Below are 21,774 nucleotides of genomic sequence, written 5' to 3'. Positions count from 1 at the left end.
TCGATGGACTTGTCGGCAGGATCGGTGCCGGAATTGCTTGAAGACGAGAGTGCCGGGAGCAGGATGAAAACCGAGATGACGCCCGCGACGGCGAAGCCCCTGGCGCCGATCCCGGCCCGCGAAGAGGACCGGCTGGCGATGCTCCAGCGCTACGAGCTGCTCGACACGCCGGCGGAGGCCGCCTTCGACCAGATCACGCGTCTGGCCGCCAAGCTGCTGAAGGTGCCGGTGGCGCTGATCTCTCTGGTCGACCGCGACCGCCAATGGTTCAAGTCGCGGGTCGGGCTGCCGGTGCAGGAGACGCCGCGCGAACATGCCTTCTGCGCCCATGCGCTGGAGACTGACGCCCTGCTCGTGGTCGGCGACGCCCGGCAGGACGAGCGCTTTGCCGACAATCCGCTGGTGACCGGCGATCCCAACATCCGCTTCTATGCCGGCGCTCCGCTGCGCACGGCGGACGGGCTGGCGCTCGGCACCATCTGCGTGATCGACGACCAGCCGCGCGCGGCGCTGACCCCGGAGGAGGAGGAGGCGCTGCGCGACCTGTCGGCGATGACGATGGCGCATATCGAGGCGCGGCGCGCCGTCGGCTACCTGCATCCGGTCACCTCGCTGTCGAACCGCTTCCGCTTCCTGGCCGACGCCGACGCCCTGGCCTCGGTGCCGGGAACGGCGGTGGTGATCGATGCCGCGGCGTCACAGCAATATGCCGAGCTGACCCGGGTGCTGGGGCAGGTCTGCGCCGACGCGTTCGAGGTCGATTGCGCCCGCCGCATCGCCGCCTGCCTGCCGGGCCGCACACGGCTCTACCATCTGTCGCCGGCCCGCTTCGCCTTCATCCTGCTGTCCGATGGCGACGACGATCTGGCTGCCACGCTGGACCGCATCAGCTCGGCGATCCGCAGCCCCTTCCAGTATCAGGGCGTGCCGATCGCCACCTCCGCCGGCATCGGCTTCGTGCATCGGTCGGACATCGCGACGGAAAGTGTGGAATTGCTGCGGGCCGCCTCCAGCGCCGCCCACCAGTCGCTGGAGACGCAGAAACCCTGGTGCGCCTATGACGAGGAGCAGGACCGCGCCGCCCACCGTGCCTTCCTGCTGCTGCGCAGCCTGACCGAGGCGATGGACGGGCAGGACCAGCTGCACATGGCTTATCAGCCGAAGGTCGATCTGCGCACCGACCGCTGCATCGGGGCGGAGGCGCTGCTGCGCTGGACCCATCCGGAGCTGGGGCCGATCTCGCCCGCCGAATTCGTCCCGCTGGCCGAACGCACGGCGCTGGTGCGCCCGCTGACCGAATGGGTGATCGGCGCGGTCCTGACCCAGGTGGCGCGCTGGCACCGGCGCGGCATCGCCCTGCCGGTGTCGATCAACATCTCGATGCTGGATCTCGGCAGCGGCGACTTCGCCGACCGGGTCGAGGCGCTGCTGGACCGCCATGACGTGCAGGCGGACTGGATCGATTTCGAGGTGACGGAAAGCGCCCTGATGACCGACCGGGCGGAAGTCGACCGCCAGCTTCTTCGCCTGCGCCGCCTGGGCATCGCGGTGGAGATCGACGATTTCGGCACCGGCCAGAGCGCCCTGTCCTACCTGAAGGACATCCCGGCGACGGCGGTGAAGATCGACCAGCGTTTCATCCGTTCCATCGCCCATGAGCGCAGCGACCAGATCATGGTCCGCTCGACCATCGACCTTGCCCATGACCTGGGATATCTGGTCGTCGCCGAAGGGGTGGAGACGGATGAGGCCTATGACTGGCTGCGCCTCCATGGCTGCGACTTCGGCCAGGGCTATCTGATTTCCCGGCCGCTGGCACCGGCGGCCTTCGAAGACTGGCTGGCGGCGGGCGCCTTCCGTCCCGCCGCCGTGCCGGTCTGACTTACTTCGCCGCGATGCAGGCGGCGATGGACGCGCGTTCGACCTCGGCATAGAGGTCGAACGGGTTCAGCACCGCGGCACCCAGATCGGCTTCGAAGCGCTGCTGGTTCGGGCTGGCGGCGAAATCCTGCCGGGCCTCGTCGCCCAGGTTGGACTGGAAGATCCCGGCGGCGCTGACCGGCAGGAAATCCTCGTAGACGACGGGATCGAAGCGGACGGCGCCGCTTTCGATCAGCGCTTCCAGATCGGCGCCCGGTGCCGGCGGGGTGCGGCGCCCGGCCTCGGTCAGGGAATAGCTGAAATAGCCGAGCCCCTGGCGGCGAATCCCGTCCCAGCTGTCGGGGAAGGGGGCGAACACCTCCTGGAGGGCCGTCATGTACTGCGCGGCGTTGGAGCCGTCGGCCGCCGGGGCGACGAGGCGGCGGGACTCCTGAAGCAGCGTGTCGTAGAGCGCCCGGCCCTTCGGGGTCAGGGCGATGCCGCGCTGCTCGATCTCGCCGAAGCGGGCGGTGTGGACGCCGGACCGCCAGCCGTCGCCCTCACTGGCACTGGCCTGAAAATCGACCGGCTCGCTCAGCGCCTTGAAGGAGGTCTGGCGCAGCAGGATCGGGCAGCGGCGGGTCGGCGGGCCTTCGACAACCGCCTTCGGCGCGATGCCCTTTTCCGGCATCAGCCGCTGGACCGCATCGATGTCGAGCGTGCGCGGCGTCAGGTGGTTGATGTGCGGACCCTTGAAGGACACCACGTCGGCAATCAGCCGGTGGGCGTCGTGCAGGCGGTTGTAGAGGTCGAGCGGCACATTGGCCCGGCTGTGCCAGCGGAAGGTCTCCAGCGCCTCGGCGACGAAGCGCCCGGCATCCTCCTCATCCAGCCCGCCGTCGGCCTCCGCCTTTTCGATCAAAGCGAGGCAGCCGGGGGTGAAGATGCTGCGCGCGGCCAGCACCGTCTCGGCTTCCTGCCGCAGGGCCGCATCGGCGATCAGGTCGAGCCGCAGCAGCGAGGTGAAGACGCGGAACGGGTTGCGGCTCAGCGCCTCCCCGTCCACCGGGCGGAAGGCGGTGGAGTGGACGGGGACGCCGGCCTCCGACAGGTCGTAATAGCCGACCGGCTGCATGCCCATCACCGCGAACAGCCGGCGCATGGTGGACAGCTCTTCCGCGGTGCCGAGGCGGATGGCGCCGTGGCGCTCCTCGGTGATGCGGGCGAGGCCGCCGGCGGAGTCCAGACGATGACGCTCCGCCGGATCGGCGGCCAGCAGCGCCGCGTTCACCCCCTCCACCAGCTCGACGAGCGTCTGGTAGGCCGGCACCTCGGTCCGATACATCTCCGACATCGCGGTCGAGAACAGGGTGCGGATCGCATCGGGGCCGATGACATCGGCTCTGGTGGCATCGACCCTGGTGATCGTCTGGACGCTCATTCCAAATCTCGCTCGCATTGGCTGGCCGGACCTGCGCGGTCCTTGACATGGTCCAGCTATAGCAACGAAGCGGCGGGTTGGATTGCGATTGTTTTTCCCGACTTCATGAGGAAAGCTCATGACCTGCCGGGGTGCGGCAGTCCGCCGTCTCCGCCAGGATCCAGTCGCGGAAGGCGGCCAGCGGCGGATAACCCGCCCGTTCCGACGGCCAGACGACGTAATAGGCGTTCTCGCTTTCCATCGGCAGATCGAGCGCCGGCACCAGCTGGCCCGACCGCAGTTCCTCCTCGATCAGGAACAGCGGAAGCAGCGCCACGCCGAGCCCGGCGATGGCGGCCTGGGAGGCGGTGGCAAACTGGTCGAACAGCATGCCGTGCACGCCGTCGGCTGGCGTGCCGTGCAGGGTCAGCCAGCGCTCCCAGGCATCGGGACGGCTGGTCAGGTGCAGCAGCGGGGCGAGGCGGAGGTCGGCGGGCTGGCGGAAATCGAAGCGGTCGCGCAGGCTGCGGCTGCAAGCGGGGATGACGGTTTCCCGGCGCAGCAGGGCCATCTCGCCGCCCGGCCAGTCCGGCCGACCGAAATGGATCGCGGCATCCACCGGGTCCAGGCGGAAATCGAAGGGCGCCATCCGCGTCACCAGATTGATGGTGATGCCGGGATTGCCGGCCAGGAAGTGGGGCAGGCGCGGCGCCAGCCAGCGCGCACCGAAGGTCGGCAGGACGGCGATGCTGAGCGTGCCGCCATAGGGATTGGCGCGCAGGTTCAGCGAGGCGGTGCTGATGCGGCGCAGGGCGTCGCGCACCTCGCGCACGTAATACTCGCCGCCGGCGGTCAGGCGGATGGTCTGCCGTTCGCGGTGGAACAGCTCGACCTCCAGCAGATCCTCCAGCGCCTTGATCTGGCGGCTGACCGCGCTCTGGGTCAGGGACAGCTCCTTGGCCGCCGCGGTGATGCTGCCGGTGCGCGCCGCCGCCTCGAAGGCGGACAGCAGGGCCAGGGAGGGAAGGAAGCGGCGCGGGCTCTGCATCATGGGCTCTGCATCGGGGTGTCTGTAGCGGGGGCTGGGCGGATATCATTCCGGGACGGAATGACTGGTTGAACAAACATCATTTGGCCGAAGGGGGTAGGCAAGTCAATCTTTCGCACCGGGAATGACTGGCGCACGAAAACAGACGCGAAAAGGACCTCAGGGGATGCTGAACGATCCGCGGTCGCATGGGCTTTGGGAACGCACCGCACCGGCGGCGCCGCCGACAGCGCCGCTGACCGGCAGCGTCCGCGCCGACGTGGTGATCGTCGGCGCCGGCTACACCGGACTGTCGGCGGCGCTGCATCTGGCCGAAAGCGGCGTCAGCGCCGTGGTGGTGGAGGCGGTGGAGATCGGCTTCGGCGGTGCCGGGCGCAATGTCGGGCTGGTCAATGCCGGCATGTGGGTGATGCCGGACCAGCTGGTCAGCACGCTGGGGCCGGTCTATGGCGAGCGGCTGATCGAGCTGCTGGGCAACGCGCCGCGCGCCGTCTTCGATCTGATCACCAGGCACGGCATCGCCTGCGAGGACGAGCGCAGCGGCACGCTCCATTGCGGCGTCGGCCCGGCGGGCTTGCGCGAACTGGAACAGCGCGCGGACATCTGGCAGAAGCGCGGCGCGCCGGTGCGCCTGCTCGACGCCAGGGAAACAGCGGAGAAGGTCGGCACCACGGCCTACACCGGTTCGCTGCTGGACCTGCGCGCCGGCACCATCCAGCCGCTGGCCTATGCCCGCGGGCTGGCGACGGCGGCCATCGCGGCGGGGGCCCGCATCTTCACCGGAAGCCCGGTGCAGTCGGCGAGCCAGACCGGGGGCAAGTGGGAGGTGAAGACGCCGGACGGATCGGTCACCGCCGACTGGGTGGTGGTCGCCACCGACGCCTACAGCATCGGCCCCTGGGTGCAGCTGCGCACCGAGCAGGTCCACCTGCCCTATTTCAATCTGGCGACGGAGCCGCTGTCCGACGCCATGCGCGAGGCCATCCTGCCGGAACGCCAGGGGGTTTGGGACACCAAGTCGGTGCTGAGTTCCTACCGTTTCGACCGCCGGGGCCGGCTGGTGTTCGGCAGCGTCGGCGCGCTGCGCGGGACCGGAACCGCGGTGCACCGCGCCTGGGCGCAGCGCTCGCTGGCCGCCCTGTTCCCGCAGCTGGGTCCGGTGCGGTTCGAATCCGAATGGTACGGCCAGATCGGCATGACCAAGGACAAACTGCCCCGCTTCCACCGGCTGGACCGCAACGTCATCGGCTTCAGCGGCTACAACGGCCGCGGCATCGCCCCCGGCACGGTGCTCGGCCGCTGCCTGGCCGAGCACATCGCCGGCAAGCTGCCGGAGGCGGAGATGCCGCTTCCCAGCACCGCGCCCGACACCCTGTCGGCCCGGGCGGTGCAGGAGGCCGTCTATGAGTATGGCGCGCAGGCGACCCATCTGGTCGGAGCGCGGCTGCCGGGGAAGATCTGACCGCGTCTCTTCCCCGGCACGGCCCTCGGGTTAAAGGCCCCAGGCGCCGCTTTCGGCGGGGTCGACGACCTGGATGTTGTTCTCCACCGCCTTCACGCCGGGGACGCGCTCCGCCGCGACGCGCAGCGCGTCCCGCTGCGCCCCGCTGCTGACGAAGCCCCAGAGCTGGACGACGCCGTTGCGGACGACGATGGCGTCGTGCGAGCGCGACTCCCACGACAGCTCCTTGACGGCGGCGGTCACCCGGTCCTTCAGGTCGCGGTCGTCCGCCGCGGCGGCCGGCGTTTCCGGCGAGACGCTGGCCAGCGCGCGCAGCAGGTTGGCGCGGCTGATGATGCCGACCAGGGCGCCCCGGCGCACCACAGGCACGCGCTTGATCCGCCGCGTCTCCATCACCCGCACGACCTCTTCGGGCGAGGCGCTCTCGTCCACCGTGGTGACGTGGGCGGTCATCACGTCAGCGACCTTGCGGGCATGGGATTTGATGAAATCCTCCGCCGGCAGGGTGCCGCCGGACATCAGGCCGAGCCACCAGGAGCGGTGACGCTCCGTCCCCAGCTCCACCCGGCGCAGCAGGTCGCCTTCGCTGATGATCCCGACCACCTTGCCGGAGCCGTCGACCACGGGCAGGCCGCTGATGTGGTTCTCCAGCATCGTCCGGGCGGCATCGGCGACGGTCGCGTCCGGGCCGATGGTGATGACCCGCGGCGTCATCAGATCGATTGCTTTCATCGTTTCTCTCCCTTTGATGTCGTGGAACGGACACAGCCTAGGAGGTCGACAGACGAGAGCGATTGATCTACAGCAATTCGGCGCTGGGCTTTCCGCATCATGAAAAATACAAGCCGGACCCCTGAAATTCCGGTCTGGTCCGGCAGGTCCGGTACTTGACAGAAGACATCGACTTAACCGGACCTGCCGGGAAACCCTCCCGGCCATTTCCACCGGTGACCATCCACCCCGGTACTTTACTCAGCAATCTCAGCCACCAGGGTGGCGATGGTGCGCTCTGCGGGCGGCGTCGGCGCACGGTAGAAGGAATGGCCGCCGATGGAGGCGGTCTTCAGCCGCGCCTCCGCCCAGTCCGGCTTCTGGCGGCGCAGCGCGGCCTGTGCCGGCGGGCTGTAGAACATCGAGGCGCGGGCGGTCGGATCGGGCATGTCGTCGTCGTTCAGGTTCCAGGCCAGCCCGCGCGCGGTGCGCAGCGCCTCCTGGTCGGGGGCGAGGCGCGGCTTCGGCCAGGACGGCATGCCGCCCGCCCGGATCACCGTGGCCTGCCTGCGGATCTCCGCCAGGATGCGCCGGGTTTCCACCCGCGGATCGGCCGCCAGCGCCGCCTGTTCGGCCTTCGCCTGCCGGGCCGCCTTCTCCGCCTGCTTGCCCTTTGCCTTGACCGCCTTGGCCTTTTTCCGGTCGGCGGGCTCGACGGGCGCCGCCGCGAAGGGCTCGAACTGGCCGGTGGCGACGACGACCCGGCAGGGCAGCGACGGCTGATCGGCCGAGGCGGCGCGGTTGGCGACCACCCACATGACAGCCGCCATGGCGTCGGCCCCCTCCCCCCGCGCCTCGGCCCAGCCGGCCAGCGCGAGGCAGCGGCGCTCCCGTTCGGCCTGCCAGGGGGTGAGCATGAAGACCGACGTGCCGATCATCACCGGCTGCCTGGCGCCGCCCCGTTTCGGCACGCCGCCCTTCCCGTCGCCGACGAACCGGGCGCAGCCCTTGTCACCCGGCCGGCACACGGCGTCGCCGTCATCTGCACCGGCATCTGCACCGACGGCCTGCGCAGCCGCTGCGGTGGGAAGCAGTGCGGCTGCAAGCAGCAGAGTGGTGAGGAGGTTGCGCATCCCAGTCTCTCCGGTTCAGGAAGGGGGACTTCCTTCGACAGGAGCGCGGACCGCAAGTTCCCGGATTCGTCCATCTCTCAGAGAGCTTAAGCCTGAGGGCGGAGGATGTACGCCGTTCGGGGGCCGATGGAGACTTCCGGACAGCCGGACGGGCTGGACGCCATCGGATCCCTCCGGCGTCCAGCCCGTCCGGTGGAGTGGGACTGCTGTGAAGAGGACGGCGGCCTCAGCCGTCCTTGCGGCCGGCCTGCCCATCGCCCGGCGGCTTGCTGCCGCCGTCGCCGGTCCAGTCGTCGGTCAGATACTCCTGCGAGCGGCTGATCTCTTCGATTTCCGCGCGGGAGGGCGGCTTCGGCACCTGGGCCTGACCGGACTGGCGGTCGCCTGTCGCTTGGCCGCCTGCAACTTGACCATCTGCAACTCGACCGTCTGCGGGGTCGGTGGTGCGGGGCATCGGCGCCTCCTTGTCAGCCTGGGATCAGTCCCAGCAAACAGGGGCAAGCCGTCAATGTTGCGCCACGGGTTGCGCCACCGGCCCGGCCTGCGGACCGTGACCTACTCAGTGGGCGGCGTCGGCGACGGTCACCGGCATGGTCTTGACCATTTCCAGGGCGACGGCGGCGCGGGCCTCGTCGGCGGCCAGGACGGCGCTCGGGTTCATGTGGGAGACAGCGGCGATGGCGGCAAAGACGATGGCGCCGACAACGATGCGGGCAACGGCGAACTTGGCGGCGAACTTGGCGGATTCGACATCATAGGAGGTCATGGCGGTCTTCCTTCAATTTCGGGTTTGAATTCCGGCGGCCGGTGTCGCGGCCTGTTGAGGAAGATATTGACACGATCCCGCATGCGCAAAAGAGGAGACATCACATTGCTGTACTGGCTCTTTCGCATTGCAGCATAGCGCTGCGAAAGACGGCGATGTGGTCAGTTCTTAATACGGCTTTATGTTTCGCAGCGCTCTATCGGGGATTATGGGGCTTTCGCAGCGCTATTACTGCTCGTTTCCTGGCCCCATTTAAAACATGTGGTGCGCCTTCGTCAAATGACAACCTCCCGGCGCCCCAATCGGCGCTTCCGTCAGCGGCCAGGCGACAGGCGCTCCGCGCTGGCCTTCAGCGTGTCGATCATCATCTGCTGCGCCTCTTCCGTCGTGTCGGCGGGGACGACGAAGCAGATGGTGGCGATGCAGCGGCCGGACGGATCGCGGACCGGGGCGGCAAGGCAGGTGGTGAAGCGGTCGACCAGCGCCGTGGTGCGGACATAGCCCTGGGTGCGGGCGCGGCGCATATCCTCCAGGAACTCGTCCTCGGCGATGCGGCGGCCGTCGGGCAGGGTGAAATCCTCGGACGGGATGAAGCGCCGGATTTCCTCGGCATCCAAGTGATCGACCAGCAGCCGGCCGGACGCCGTCCAGGGAATCGGCACCTTGATGCCGATCTCGGAGCTGATGCGGAACATGCGCCGGCCCGGCTCATTCAGCACCACCAGATACTTGTCGCCGTCCAGCGTGCAGAACTGCGCCGTCTCCCCCACCGTCTCGGCGATGTGGGCGACCTCGACCCGCGCCTTGCGGATCAGGTCGACGCTGTCGAGGTAATCGCTGCCGTAGTAATGCATCGCCGGCCCGAAATAGACCGTGCCGTCGCCGTCGCGCAGCTCCAGCCAGCGCGCCTCCACCAGCGTGTTGACCAGCTCGTACATGGTCGAGCGCGGCGTGCCGGTGTCGCGGGCGATGTCGGCGATGCGGGTGGGAGCGCGCCGGTCGTGCAGATGCTCCATCAGCGCGATGACACGGTCGATGCCGCGGGCGCGGCCCGTCGGTTTTTCCGCCGACTGCTTCTCTGCCTGCTTCTCCGCCACGCCATCGCCCATCATCTGATCCACGCTCCCTGGTCTTCTGCACAACCGATTACCACGCGGATTTTCGGCTTGCCAGCGGTCTTTGTCCGATATACCGTTCGCTTGTCTGGAATACAAGACCGACGTCCGATATTTCGGACAAACGGTTCGGGAGACGGAAATGACAGGGATCACGCGACGTCTGTTCAACACCGCCCTCGGCACGACGCTGGCCGCAGGCGGGCTTTCCACTGGAATTCTCGGAAGTTGGACCACCTCTGCGCAGGCCCAGCAGGGCGGCGCATCGGTCGTCACGGTCGCCACCATCGGCGAGCCGCCGACGCTGGACCCGGTCGGCACCACGTCCGACCTCGTCAGCATCATCACCCAGCACATGTTCGAGACGCTGTTCACCTTCGACGGCGACTGGAAGCTGGCCCCGCTGGTCGCCTCGGCCCTGCCGCAGGTGTCGGCGGACGGCAAGACCTACACCATCCCGCTGCGCAGCGGCGTCACCTTCCATGACGGCAGCACCGTCACCGCCGACGACGTGGTCGCCTCGCTGGATCACTGGACCAAGGCGTCGCCGCGCGGCAAGACCGTCGCCCCGCTGGTGGAGAGCATCGCCGCCAAGGGTGCGGACGCCGTCGTCATCGCGCTGAAGGAGCCCTTCGCGCCGCTGACCGCGCTCCTGGCGATGAACAACGGCGCCGCCGCCATCGTGCCGAAATCGGTCATCGACGGGCCGGGCGCCCTGAAGTCGCTGATCGGCACCGGCCCCTACAAGCTGCTGGAGCACAAGCCCGACCAGTATATCCGGCTGGTGCGCCACGACGCCTACGCCTCGCCCGCCGGCGCGCCCAGCGGCTATGCCGGCAGCCGCAAGGCCAACATCGGCGAGGTTCGCTTCGTCCCGGTGCCGAACGCCGCCACCCGCGTGTCGGGCGTCCTGGCCGGCCAGTACCAGTTCGCCGACAGCCTGCCGGCGGAAACCCTGCCGCGCATCAAGGGTGCGGCCGGCGTCAAGCCCGTGATCGTCAAGCCGTTCGGCTTCCCGCTGATGATCATGAACACCAAGACCGGCGTGATGGCGAACCCGAAGGTGCGCCAAGCGGTCCTGGCGGCGCTGGAGCCGAACGACATGCTGCTGGCCGGCTTCGGCGATCCCGAATTCGTCCAGGCGGAGGGGTCGATCTACGCCCAGGGGACGCCCTATTACGATGCGGCGAGCGCCAAGCCCTACAGCGACCATGCGGCCGGCAAGGCGGCGGAGCTGCTGAAGGCCGCCGGCTACAAGGGCGAGCCGATCCGCATCATGACCTCGGTGCAGTACGAGTTCCTGTACAAGATGAGCATGGTGGCCCAGGCCCAGCTCGAACTCGCCGGCTTCAAGGTCGACCTCCAGGTGCTGGACTGGGCGACGCTGCTGCAACGCCGCGGCGACGACAAAGGGTGGGATGCCTTCTTCACCTACCACACCTTCGTGCCGGAGCCGTCGCTGATCACCGTGCTGAACCCCAGCTATCCCGGTTGGTGGGACAGCCCGGCCAAGAAGGAGGCGCTGGCCGCCTTCAACCGCGAGATGGACCCGGCGGCGCGCAAGGCGAAGTGGGTGACCCTGCAATCGCTGTTCTACAGCGAGGTGCCGAGCATCAAGGTCGGCGAGTTCTACAACCTCGCCGCGAGCAGCGACAAGCTGACCGGCTATACCCCGACGCCCTGGCCGTTCTTCTGGAACACCGACCTGAAGGGCTGAGGGCGATTTGGTAATTCCCTCTCCCGCCTCTCGCACAAACTTTGTTTGTGCTGACGGCGTCAGGCGGATCGAAGATCCGCTGAGAGCCTCGGGAGAGGGAAGGGGCCCAAGCGGAGCTTGGGAAGGGTGAGGGGTATGGCAAGGATCGATGATCCATGTCCGGATCACCCCTCACCCTCCCCGCGCCAATGGCGCGGGTCCCCTCCCTCTCCCGGGACGGGAGAGGGAAATTCTGTGCTTCTCCTCGGTCCGGGACCGCAACCATGCTCGTTTACATCGTCCGCCGGTTCGCCGGCATGATGGTCGTCATGCTGCTCGTCGCCATGGTGGTCTTTTTGATCGCCCGCGTCGTGCCGGGCGATCCCGCCGCCGTCATGCTGGGTTCGTCCGCCACGCCGGACGACATCGCGGCGCTGCGCGGCCGGCTCGGGCTCGACGAACCGCTGCTGACGCAGTTCCTGCTCTATCTCGGGCAGATCGTCCGCTTCGACCTCGGCGAATCCATCTTCCTCAACCGCCCGGTGGCGCAGGCGCTGGCCGAACGGTCGGAGCTGACCGGGCTGCTGACCATGATGTCGGTGGGCATCGCCATGCTGATCGGCGTGCCGGTCGGCATCCTGTCGGCGGCCAAGCGCGGCGGTCTGGTCGACCAGACCGCGGTCGGGCTCGCCATGCTGGCGGCCAGCATCCCCAGCTTCTGGATCGGGCTGACGCTGATCAAGTATCTGGCGGTCGACCATGCCTGGTTCCCGGTCGCCGGCTATGGCCCGCCCGACGCCGACCTGCTGGAACGCATGCGCCATCTGGTGCTGCCGGCCATAGCACTCGGCATTCCGAACTCGGCGCTGATCCTGCGCTTCACCCGCACCAGCATGCTGGACGTGATGAGCCACGATTACGTCCGCACCGCGCGGGCCAAGGGTCTGCCGCCGCTGGTCGTCGTGCTGAAGCATGCGCTGCGCAACGCGATGATCCCGATCCTGACGGTGATCGGCCTGACCACCGCGGTGATGATCGCCGGCGCCATCGTGACGGAAACCGTGTTCGGCCTGCCCGGCGTCGGCAACCTGATCGTGTCGGCCGTGCTGCGCCGCGACTATCCGGTGATCCAGGGCGCCCTGCTGGTGGTGTCCGCCATCTATGTGCTGATCAACCTGACGGTCGACCTGCTCTATGCCGTGGTCGATCCGCGGGTCCGTTATTGAGAGGGAGGGTTTCCATGGCAAGCGTCCCCGCCGGTCACGGCAGCGTCCCCCTTCCCTCCTCCGCCAAGGCCGGGAACAGCCGGTCGCCGGCCGCCCTGCTGCTGCGCCAGCTGTTCCGCCGCCGGCTGGTGGTGCTGTCCTTCCTGATCATGCTGGCGATCCTGGCGGTGGCGCTGCTGGCGCCGTGGATCACCCCGTTCAACCCGATGAAGATGGACATCCTCGGCCGGCTGAAGCCGCCGACCGCCGCCCACTGGTTCGGCACCGACGAGTATGGCCGCGACGTGCTGTCCCGCGTGATGCTGGGCGCCCGGCTGTCTCTGCTGGTCGGACTGCTAGTCGTGGTGGTGGCGACGGTGCTCGGCACGCTGCTGGGCCTTGCCGCCGGCTATATCCGGCCGCTGGACGGGCTGCTGATGCGGCTGACCGACGCGCTGATGGCCTTCCCCGACATCCTGCTCGCCATCGCCTTCATGGCGGCGCTGGGGCCGTCGCTCTACAACGTCGTGCTGGCGCTCGGCATCGTCTACACGCCGCGCGTCGCCCGCGTGGTGCGCGCCGCCTGTCTGGTGGTGCGCGAGATGCCCTTCATCGAGGCGGCGACGGCGCTCGGCGCGTCGACCCCGCGCATCGTCTTCCTGCACATCCTGCCCAACCTGATGTCGCCGATCCTGGTGCAGGCGACCTTCATCTTCGCCTACGCCATCCTGACGGAGGCGGCGCTGTCCTTCCTCGGCGTCGGCGTGCCGCCGACCACGCCCACCTGGGGCAACATGATCGCCAGCGCCCAGCAGTATTTCCAGCAGGCCGACTGGCTGATCCTGTTCCCCGGCTGCGCCATCGTCCTGACCGTGCTGTCGCTCCAGATCGTCGGCGACGGGCTGCGCGACGCGCTCGACCCCCGGCTCCAGAAGGCCAAGTGAGATGACCGATACTCTTCTCATCAAGGGCGCCCGCGTCATCGACGGCACCGGCGCCCCCTGGTTCCCGGCCGACGTGCTGGTGGAGCGCGGACGCATCGCCGCCGTCGGCCCGATGCTGGACGCACCGGACGCCGAACCGCTGGAGGCGCAGGGGCGCTTCCTGGCTCCCGGCTTCATCGACGCCCATTGCCACGACGACCTGATCCAGCTGCGCCAGCCCGGCCGGCCGGAGAAGGTGGCGCAGGGCGTCACCACCGTGGTGGTCGGCAACTGCTCCTTCGGGCTCTACCCGCAGAGCCCGGACAGCGGCGGCCCCTTGCGCGAGCATTTCGGCAACCTGCTGGGCACTGTTTCGGATCGGGAGACCTTCGCCGACTTCGCCGGCTACCGCGCGGCGCTCGACGGGCGCGGCACCGCGATCAACCTCATCTCGCTGGTCGGGCACGCCGCGCTGCGCCTCGCCGTCATGGGCTGGCAGAACCGTGCCGCGACGCCGGAAGAGCGCGAGGCGATGGCGGCCCTGCTGGCGGACCAACTGCGCCAGGGCGCGCACGGCCTGTCGCTCGGCCTCGTCTATCCGCCCAGCGCCTGGGCCGACCGCGCCGAGCTGGTGCGGCTGGCCGAGGTGGTGGCGGAGCATGGCGCGCTGCTGACCGCTCATGTCCGCTCCTACGAGGGCGGGCTGATCGCCTCGGTGGACGAGTTCCTCGATCTGCTGAAGGCGGGCGGGGCGAGCGGCCTGCTCTCCCACCTGCAAGCCGCCGGAAAGCCCTATTGGGGCAGCCTGCCGCGGGCGGTGGAGCGGCTGGAGATCGCCCGAAAGGGCGGCACCGACGTCAGCTTCGACATGTACCCCTACCCGGCCGGCTCCAGCACCATCCTGCAACTGCTGCCGCCGTCGGCGCTGGCGGGCGGGGTGGAGGCGCTGCTGGCACGCATGGCCGATGCCGACGGGCTGGCGGCGCTGCGCCGGGCGGTGGAGGACGGCGAGGCGCCGTTTGACGCCGGCTGGGAATCCAAGATCCGCCTGATCGGCTGGGAGAATGTCCGCATCGGCGGCGTTTCGGCGGATGACCTGCGCCCGCTGGAAGGGCTGTCGCTGACCGAGATCGCCGATGTAGCGAAGGAACAGCCCTTCGACACGCTGGTCCGCCTGATCCGCGCCGACCGCGGCCGCACCAACATCGTCATGTTCCAGCTGGCCGAGGCCGATCTGGAGACCGCGCTGTCGCACCCGCTGCACATGCTGGGCTCCGACGGGCTGCCGCGCGAGACCGGCAAGCCGCACCCGCGCGCCTTCGGCAGCTTCCCGCGCTATCTCGCCCGCGCGATCCGGGGAGAGGGCGGGCTGGGGCTGGAGGATGCCGTGCGCCACATGACCGCGGTCCCGGCGCAGCGCTTCGGCCTGTCCGACCGCGGGCTGGTCCGGCCGGGCATGGTGGCCGACCTGACCCTGTTCACCGCCGACGTGGCGGATTGCGCGACCTTCCAGGATCCGACGCGCCCGCCCCACGGCATCACCGACGTGCTCGTCGCCGGACAGTTCGTCCTGCGCGACGGCGGCCACACCGGTGCGCGTCCGGGCAAGGCCCTGACCCGCGCCTGATCTTTCAACCTGTGAGGACCGAATGACCAACCGCAAGCCGATCTTCGCCGAAAAGGGTGCGAAGCCCGCCGGCCAGTACAGCCACGCCATCGTCGCGAACGGCTTCGTCTATGTGTCGGGCCAGGGGCCGCACCATCCGGAGACCGGCGCGCTGCCCGAGGATTTCGCCGGCGAGGTACGCCAGACCCTGCGCAACCTCGAAATCATCCTGAAGGCCGCCGGCACCGACCTCGCCCATGTGGTGAAGGTCAACAGCTACCTCAGCGATCTCGGCCGCTTCCAGGAATACAACGCGCTCTATTCGGAGTTCTTCCCGACCGAGCCGCCGGCCCGCACCACCATCGGCTGCCAGCTGAACAACATCCAGGTCGAAATCGACTGCATCGCCGTCCTGCCCCAAGCGTAAAACAAGGCGGCGTAATAGTCAGTGCAAGGCCGATCCCATGGCTCCGCCGCCGGGGTCGGCCCCTTTCCTCTTGTCGCCTTTGGAGCGGTCCCATGCGCGTCGACGAACTCGACACCCCCGTCCCCGTCATCGACCTCGACCGGGTCGAGCATAACCTGACCAAGATGCAGGCCTATTGCGACCGGCACGGGTTGGCGCTGCGCCCGCACATCAAGACCCACAAGCTTCCCCAATTCGCGTTGCGCCAGATCGAGCTGGGCGCCGTCGGCATCACCTGCCAGAAGATCAGCGAGGCGATGGTGATGGCCGAAGCCGGCTGCGCCGACATCCTGCTGACCTACCCCATCGTCGGCGCCGCCAAGGTGTCGCCGCTGGCCGAGCTGGCCGGCAAGACCAAGCTGACGGTTGCGCTGGACAACGCCGTCGCCCTCGACACCGTGGCCGCCGCCGCTGCCGAGGCCGGCGTCGAGATCGGCATCCTGGTGGAGTTCGACAGCGGCGACGGCCGTTGCGGCGTGCAGACCCCGGACGAGGTGCTGACGCTGGCCCGCCGCGCCGCCGGCAATGGCTTGACCCGCTTCCGCGGCCTGATGACCTACCCGCGCGGCCCCCGCACCGTGCCCTTCGTCACCGAGACGCGTGCCCTGCTGGAGGGATCCGGCATCGCGGTGGAGACGGTGTCGGTCGGCGGTACCCCCGGCTGCTGGGACACCCATGAGCTTCCCGGCGTGACCGAGCTGCGCGTCGGCACCTACATCTACCACGACCGCGCCACCGTCGGCGCCGGGGTGGCGACGCTGGAGGAGTGCGCCGTGCATGTGCATGCCACCGTGGTCAGCCGCCCCACCGCCGACCGCGCCGTTCTGGACTGCGGCAGCAAGACGCTGTCGAGCGACCGCGTCGCCCCGTCGGTGGGCGAGGGTTTCGGCCTGATCCTCGATTACCCCGACGCGGTGATCGTCCGCGTCAACGAGGAGCATGCCGTGGTCGACCTCAGCCGGAGCGCGGCGAAGCCGCAGATCGGCGACCGCGTCCGCATCCTGCCCAACCATGTTTGCGTGGTGACCAACCTGCACGACCGCATGGCGATCACCCGCAACGGCGAGGTCGTCGGCGACTGGCCGGTACCGGCGCGCGGCTGCACCCGCTGATCTGACCCTCGGGGTCGCATTCAACTCCCTCTCCCGCCCCGGGAGAGGGAAGGGGCCCATGCGGAGCATGGGAAGGGTGAGGGGTTGGGCACGGAGCCATGCGCTTCGGGGCCATGCGGTTCGGGACACTCGGACCACCCCTCACCCTCCCCGCCTTCAGCGGGTCCCCTCCCTCTCCCGGGGCGGGAGAGGGCGATTATCGGCAAATCCAGGATCCCGTCATGGACGCTGACCTCACGCTCGACATCCGCAACCTGCAAACCCACTTCACCGCCGATCCCGGCGTGTCGAAGGCTGTGGACGGCGTGTCCTTCGCCGTGCGCCGCAACGAGACGCTGGCCGTCGTCGGCGAATCCGGCAGCGGCAAGTCGGTGACCAGCCTGTCGGCGATGCGGCTGATCCCGACGCCGCCGGGCATCATCGCCGGTGGCGAGATCCTGTTCCGCGGCCGTGACGGCCAGGTGCGCGACCTCGCCCGCCTCAGCGAGCGCGCCATGCGCAGCGTCCGCGGCAACGAGATCGGCATGATCTTCCAGGAGCCGATGACCTCGCTGAACCCGGTCTACACCGTCGGCGACCAGATCGGCGAGGCCCTGCGCTACCACCAGGGCCTCGACCGCCGGGCGGCGCGGGCCGAGGCGCTGGCCATGCTGAAGAAGGTCGGCATCCCGGCGGCGGAGCGGCGGCTGGACGAGTATCCACACCAGATGTCGGGGGGCATGCGCCAGCGCGTGATGATCGCCATGGCGCTGGCCTGCCGCCCCACCCTGCTGATCGCCGACGAGCCGACCACCGCGCTGGACGTGACCATCCAGGCGCAGATCCTCGATCTGATGCGGCGGTTGCAGGAGGAGACCGGCACCTCGATCCTGTTCATCACCCACAATCTGGGCGTGGTGGCCGAAGTGGCGCACCGGGTGGTGGTGATGTATTCCGGCCGCATCGTCGAGGAAGGCGATGTCCGCTCCCTGCTGAAATCGCCGAAGCACCCCTACACCCGCGGGCTGCTGGCCTGCATGCCGCATCTGGGCCAGCGCCGCGGCGACGGCGGCCGGCTCTACGCCATCCCCGGCAGCGTGCCGAGCCCGGTGAACCGCCCGGCCGGCTGTACCTTCGCCCCGCGCTGTGCGCTGGCAGAGGCGGCCTGCCTCGCCGCCGAACCCGTGCTGGAGCCGGTCGGCCCCGACCATTCCGCCCGCTGCCGCCGCTGGAGAGACGTGCAATGAGCATCGATACCGTTACCGAACAGCCCCTGCTGAGCGTCCGCAATCTGGAGAAGCGCTTTGCGGTGCGCGGCGGGCTGCTGCAACGGCCGGTCGGCTGGGTGAAGGCGGTGGACGATCTGTCCTTCGACCTGAACCGCGGCGAGGTGCTGGGTCTGGTCGGCGAGTCCGGGTCGGGCAAGACCACCGCCGGGCGCAGCATCCTGCGGCTGATCGAGCCGACCGGCGGCTCCATCCGCTTCAACGGGCAGGAGATCACCGGGCTGCCGACGGCGGAGATGCGGGCGCAGCGCCGCCGCATGCAGATCGTCTTCCAGGACCCCTATGCCAGCCTCGACCCGCGCCAGCGCGTGCGCGAGGTGATCGGCGAGGCTCTGACGATCCACAACATCGGCACCCGCGCCGACCGCCGCGACCGTGTGGCGGCATTGCTGGAGAAGGTCGGCCTGAGCGCCGACGCCATGGACCGCTTCCCGCACGAATTCTCCGGCGGCCAGCGCCAGCGCATCGGCATCGCCCGCGCGCTCGCGGTGGAGCCCGACTTCATCGTCGCGGACGAGCCCGTGTCGGCGCTCGACGTCTCGGTGCAGGCGCAGGTGGTGAATTTGCTGGGCGACCTGCAGCGCGAGCTGGGGCTGGCGGTGCTGTTCATCGCCCATGATCTGGCGGTGGTGCGCTACATCAGCGACCGGGTGGCGGTGATGTATCTCGGCCGCCTGATGGAGATCGCGCCGAGCGATTCCCTGTACGAGCGCCCGCGCCACCCCTACACCATGGCCCTGCTGTCGGCCGCCCCCGACCCGGACCCCGACGCGCCGAAATCCCGCATGCTGCTGGACGGCGACGTGCCGAGCCCGATGAACCCGCCGTCCGGCTGCGTCTTCCGGACGCGGTGCCCCTTCGCGCTGCCTGCTTGTGCTGAACCGGAAGCCCGGACGCTGCGCGAGGTGGCGCCGGGGCATTCGGTGGCGTGCATTCGGGATGATGTGGGGGGGTGAACAATCGTACTTTTTGTGACAACGCAGTGACCACAGCCTTTCAAACCTGTAAAGCTCTCAAGCTTGTAAAGTTCTTTCTTTCCAAAACTTAATTTTGATATCCTTACGCAAATCCACAAGAAAATTGCATATCGATAGTCTCCCCACTGGGATATTTTTTATGCTTATCAGTAGTTTGCTGAGGCTTGCACAGTTTCCAGCACAGGCCTCAGGTAATGTGAAATTACTGGCAAATCTCTCAATGCGCCGAATTCAAATGCCTTAGGCTGTATGCCTCCATGCCTTTTGCGTTCCATTTCAACAGAAAGGAACTTTATTTGGTCTCAGCTTTAGTTCAAGCGATCATCGAGATTAACTATCGGTTCTGGTTTGTCAATAAAAGGGGCAACGTCCTGCGGACTAAGCGTCCACGTTGCACCCTTGCTCTCTCGCGCTTCCCGAACAAACTCATCAAGTTTGTAAGCCTGCGTAACTGATCGGATTTTATCGATTTTTTGCGCAAGCGGCGCTGCAGCGCGCTCGTCTATATGCAGCAATGTAGCCATCAGTTCATAACTCTGATCTGTTTCGAATTCTTCGCCAGCCGCCATAGACAGAAAATCTATAACTCGCGCAGGGGTATCAGCATAGACACGCGCGAGCTCCTCCACTAAATCAATCATGACCTTATCCCAAGTATCTAGAATAAATCCTTTCATGTCTTCATTTTTTAGCATGGTAACGACACTTGCATCATGATCAATTAAAAGTTTTACTTGGAACATTTTTTGCTTTTGTATAAGATCCCAAATATCTTTATCGTAGTATGCATTCGGAAGTATTTTTATATTATGATTATCAAGGACAGTTTGAATTTTATTTTCAACAGATCCAAGAGATTTTCCTGAAGAGATTCCAAAATATCTGAGAAAATCCTTTAAGCTGAGATCATCACCTTTTCGCCTGAGGTGTTCGGCAATGTGAGTATAGTGGCTAATGTAAGCGTTCTCTGAGGCTCGGAGTGGTCCGCGCGCTTCGTCCGGTAGTGCATTATAGACATCTAGACGATCAAGAGCACTTAGGCCATGTGCCGCCATTTCGTTAAGATAGGGACGCGGCACGACCATTTTAATCCCATGAGCGTCGCAAGCTCGCTTCAGTGCCATAGCAGCCATACCAAATCGCGACTTGGCTTCGCCGAAAGCCAACCCAAACAGAACAGGCATGGCAACGCTCGCGTCAAGGACGAGTGAGAGGTCTGTCCGACGCCCCAAAGCACGATAGATATCAAAAGAATTTGCGGAGAAAATCTGATCAACGGTAGCGCCATATTGTCTCAATCGGGCTGTGGCGCTCGCGGCCAACACCTCAAAGACGCCAGAGCGCTTGCGGCTAAGCCCGTGCGCAGCTATGAAATTACTCAGAGCGGCTTCAATGGGACCCTGGCCGTCAAAATCGCGGCCACGGACAAGGAGTTCGAGCGCGATATCCAGCAACTCACCAGCAGCATCACTCTCCAATCCAGTCAACTCTACCAGAGCCTTTACATCAGCTCTGCGAGCAGCAAGAAACTCCGTTTCTGCGGCTTGCATGATCTCCAATTCGACGTCACTTAGCCGGAATCGATTTGCTACTTGCTGCACACGCCCAGCAATTCGGAGGCGCGATAAGGCAGATCTCGCCGCACGTTCAATATTTACACCTGGAATTGAGTCGGAGAGATGTCGAATAAGCTCTGGCTCTGAGATATCGGGACGCTTCAGGAGTTGAGCTCGGAGATTCGCTTCTATTACCTCGTTATGAAGCTCTCTAGCCTCTTGCGAAAACATGAGTACTGTACTAATCGCGATATCTTTCGGATCAGCATGAAGCTCCAGCGGCACCGACATACCTAGCATTTCGTAAGATCGCCGAATGACGCCTGGCCGAGCGAGTGCAGTCGAAATGCGACGTAGATCAGCAATTGTCAGGTCAACACGTCCCTTCTGGTTGTAATTTGTGCTCAAAAAATGTTGTTCGGCATCCGGCCCAATTGAGCGATTTGTAACAAAAATGAGATGATGTTTCCCAGATGAAAGCGTCTTGAACGCCTCATCGTTGATCTTTGTTTCCCAGTCCTTCCGAACACTCAATTGAATGCGAAGATCTTCACGCGAACAAACAACATCACGCCCGCCATCTCCGGACCCGTCGACAATACTCAAATCTTGATAACCACGTTGCTCAAGGTACATAAGCGCAACATCATAAAAGCGTTTTTCTTCGAGATGCTGGATTGCAGTCTTGAGAGCCGAAAAATACACAGTAACCTCCTAAATTTTTAGATATTGCTTACCGCACACCGCCCAAACATTCAACGAAAACCACATTCATGACCATCAATTATCTAAAGCGAACTAGAAATTGATGTTTCAAAAATCTGCCTAAATAAGACATTTATACTTAATTTTATCACTCATATCATTAATCTAGACTAGCTCTCCATTTCTCTCACCCTCGCCGCGCCGCCTCAATCGCCGCCACATCGATCTTCGTCATCCCCATCATTGCCTCGAACGCCCGCTTTGCCTCCTCTCCCCCCGCCGCCAGCGCGTCGGTCAGCACGCGGGGCGTGATCTGCCAGGAGATCCCCCAGCGGTCCTTGCACCAGCCGCAGGCGCTCTCCTGGCCGCCGTTGCCGGTGATGGCGGTCCAATAGCGGTCGGTCTCATCCTGGTCGTCGGTAGCGATCTGGAACGAGAAGGCCTCGCTGTGGGGGAACGCCGGACCGCCGTTCAGGCCGAGGCAGGGGAGGCCGGCGACGGTGAACTCGACCGTCAGAACGTCGCCCGCCTTGCCGGACGGGTAGTCGGCGGGGGCCCGGTGGACGGCGGTCACCGCGCTGTCGGGGAAAGTCGCGGCGTAGAAGCGGGCGGCGGCCTCGGCGTCCTTGTCGAACCAGAGGCAGATCGTGGTCTTGGCGACGGCCATGGCGGGTCCTTTCGCACTGAAACCGAACCGGCCGGGCGCGGGGTCGAAGGGGCCGGCCCGTCCCGATCCGACACCATACCG

The 21,774-nt window shown here is 66.4% G+C and carries 19 protein-coding genes; 10 read left to right on the top strand and 9 right to left on the bottom strand.

The window, feature by feature from the left end:
• Positions 1-75: 75 nt before the first annotated feature.
• Positions 76-1,881, top strand: a complete 1,806-nt coding sequence (locus CRT60_RS15190; protein ID WP_244592514.1) for a sensor domain-containing phosphodiesterase — start codon at positions 76-78, stop codon at positions 1,879-1,881.
• 1 nt (position 1,882) lies between these two features.
• On the opposite strand, the gene hglS is transcribed toward CRT60_RS15190, so the two are convergent.
• Positions 1,883-3,301, bottom strand: a complete 1,419-nt coding sequence (hglS, locus tag CRT60_RS15185; RefSeq protein WP_098737292.1) for a 2-oxoadipate dioxygenase/decarboxylase HglS — start codon at positions 3,299-3,301, stop codon at positions 1,883-1,885.
• 103 nt (positions 3,302-3,404) lie between these two features.
• A complete protein-coding gene (locus CRT60_RS15180) occupies positions 3,405-4,331 on the bottom strand; it encodes a LysR family transcriptional regulator (protein ID WP_425290407.1) in 927 nt (308 codons plus the stop codon).
• 163 nt (positions 4,332-4,494) lie between these two features.
• On the opposite strand from CRT60_RS15180, the gene CRT60_RS15175 reads away from it, so the two are divergent.
• Positions 4,495-5,790, top strand: coding sequence for an NAD(P)/FAD-dependent oxidoreductase (locus CRT60_RS15175; RefSeq protein WP_098737290.1), 1,296 nt, complete (start codon positions 4,495-4,497; stop codon positions 5,788-5,790).
• Positions 5,791-5,820: 30 nt separating this feature from the next.
• Here CRT60_RS15175 and CRT60_RS15170 read toward each other — a convergent pair whose 3' ends face one another.
• The 5 genes from CRT60_RS15170 to CRT60_RS15155 all read right to left on the bottom strand — a co-directional run bounded on the left by CRT60_RS15170 (position 5,821) and on the right by CRT60_RS15155 (position 9,512).
• On the bottom strand, positions 5,821-6,522 hold the full coding sequence (locus tag CRT60_RS15170) for a CBS domain-containing protein (RefSeq protein WP_098737288.1): 702 nt from the start codon (positions 6,520-6,522) through the stop codon (positions 5,821-5,823).
• 236 nt (positions 6,523-6,758) lie between these two features.
• Positions 6,759-7,634 (bottom strand): cell wall hydrolase, encoded by an 876-nt coding sequence (locus CRT60_RS15165; RefSeq protein WP_098737287.1) that lies wholly within the window; start codon positions 7,632-7,634, stop codon positions 6,759-6,761.
• 226 nt (positions 7,635-7,860) lie between these two features.
• Positions 7,861-8,088 carry a hypothetical protein gene (locus CRT60_RS35665; protein WP_143273272.1) on the bottom strand — a complete coding sequence of 76 codons (228 nt, stop codon included), beginning with the start codon at positions 8,086-8,088 and terminating at the stop codon, positions 7,861-7,863.
• A 105-nt stretch (positions 8,089-8,193) separates the two neighbouring features.
• On the bottom strand, positions 8,194-8,400 hold the full coding sequence (locus CRT60_RS15160) for a hypothetical protein (protein ID WP_098737285.1): 207 nt from the start codon (positions 8,398-8,400) through the stop codon (positions 8,194-8,196).
• 314 nt (positions 8,401-8,714) lie between these two features.
• Positions 8,715-9,512, bottom strand: a complete 798-nt coding sequence (locus CRT60_RS15155; RefSeq protein ID WP_098737283.1) for an IclR family transcriptional regulator — start codon at positions 9,510-9,512, stop codon at positions 8,715-8,717.
• A 145-nt stretch (positions 9,513-9,657) separates the two neighbouring features.
• Between CRT60_RS15155 and CRT60_RS15150 the strand changes: the two genes are divergently transcribed.
• From CRT60_RS15150 to CRT60_RS15115, 8 genes are all read left to right on the top strand, one after another.
• Entirely contained in the window at positions 9,658-11,232 is a 1,575-nt protein-coding gene (locus CRT60_RS15150) for an ABC transporter substrate-binding protein (RefSeq protein WP_098737281.1), read from the top strand.
• A gap of 263 nt (positions 11,233-11,495) precedes the next feature.
• Positions 11,496-12,437, top strand: coding sequence for an ABC transporter permease (locus CRT60_RS15145; protein WP_098737279.1), 942 nt, complete (start codon positions 11,496-11,498; stop codon positions 12,435-12,437).
• Between the two features lie 14 nt (positions 12,438-12,451).
• The gene (locus tag CRT60_RS15140) at positions 12,452-13,360 is read left to right on the top strand and encodes an ABC transporter permease (RefSeq protein ID WP_098737277.1); all 909 of its coding nucleotides are present in this window, start codon (positions 12,452-12,454) and stop codon (positions 13,358-13,360) included.
• A gap of 1 nt (position 13,361) precedes the next feature.
• A complete protein-coding gene (locus CRT60_RS15135; RefSeq protein ID WP_098737276.1) occupies positions 13,362-14,966 on the top strand; it encodes an N-acyl-D-amino-acid deacylase family protein in 1,605 nt (534 codons plus the stop codon).
• 22 nt (positions 14,967-14,988) lie between these two features.
• Positions 14,989-15,372 carry a RidA family protein gene (locus CRT60_RS15130; RefSeq protein ID WP_094304977.1) on the top strand — a complete coding sequence of 128 codons (384 nt, stop codon included), beginning with the start codon at positions 14,989-14,991 and terminating at the stop codon, positions 15,370-15,372.
• 92 nt (positions 15,373-15,464) lie between these two features.
• Positions 15,465-16,523 carry an alanine racemase gene (locus tag CRT60_RS15125; RefSeq protein WP_098737274.1) on the top strand — a complete coding sequence of 353 codons (1,059 nt, stop codon included), beginning with the start codon at positions 15,465-15,467 and terminating at the stop codon, positions 16,521-16,523.
• A 221-nt stretch (positions 16,524-16,744) separates the two neighbouring features.
• A complete protein-coding gene (locus tag CRT60_RS15120; protein WP_098737272.1) occupies positions 16,745-17,749 on the top strand; it encodes an ABC transporter ATP-binding protein in 1,005 nt (334 codons plus the stop codon).
• Complete coding sequence (locus CRT60_RS15115) at positions 17,746-18,744, top strand: ABC transporter ATP-binding protein (RefSeq protein ID WP_098737271.1); 999 nt, start codon at positions 17,746-17,748, stop codon at positions 18,742-18,744. Before CRT60_RS15120 ends, CRT60_RS15115 begins: the two co-directional genes overlap by 4 nt.
• A gap of 329 nt (positions 18,745-19,073) precedes the next feature.
• On the opposite strand, the gene CRT60_RS15110 is transcribed toward CRT60_RS15115, so the two are convergent.
• Together CRT60_RS15110 and CRT60_RS15105 are read right to left on the bottom strand one after the other, a co-directional pair.
• Positions 19,074-21,026 (bottom strand): restriction endonuclease, encoded by a 1,953-nt coding sequence (locus CRT60_RS15110; protein WP_143273270.1) that lies wholly within the window; start codon positions 21,024-21,026, stop codon positions 19,074-19,076.
• 187 nt (positions 21,027-21,213) lie between these two features.
• Positions 21,214-21,693, bottom strand: coding sequence for a VOC family protein (locus CRT60_RS15105; RefSeq protein WP_098737267.1), 480 nt, complete (start codon positions 21,691-21,693; stop codon positions 21,214-21,216).
• Between the last annotated feature and the right edge of the window lie 81 nt (positions 21,694-21,774).

This window comes from Azospirillum palustre (assembly GCF_002573965.1).
GTDB classification, from domain to species: Bacteria; Pseudomonadota; Alphaproteobacteria; order Azospirillales; family Azospirillaceae; genus Azospirillum; species Azospirillum palustre.
This window is presented reverse-complemented; position numbering and strand designations above follow the sequence as displayed.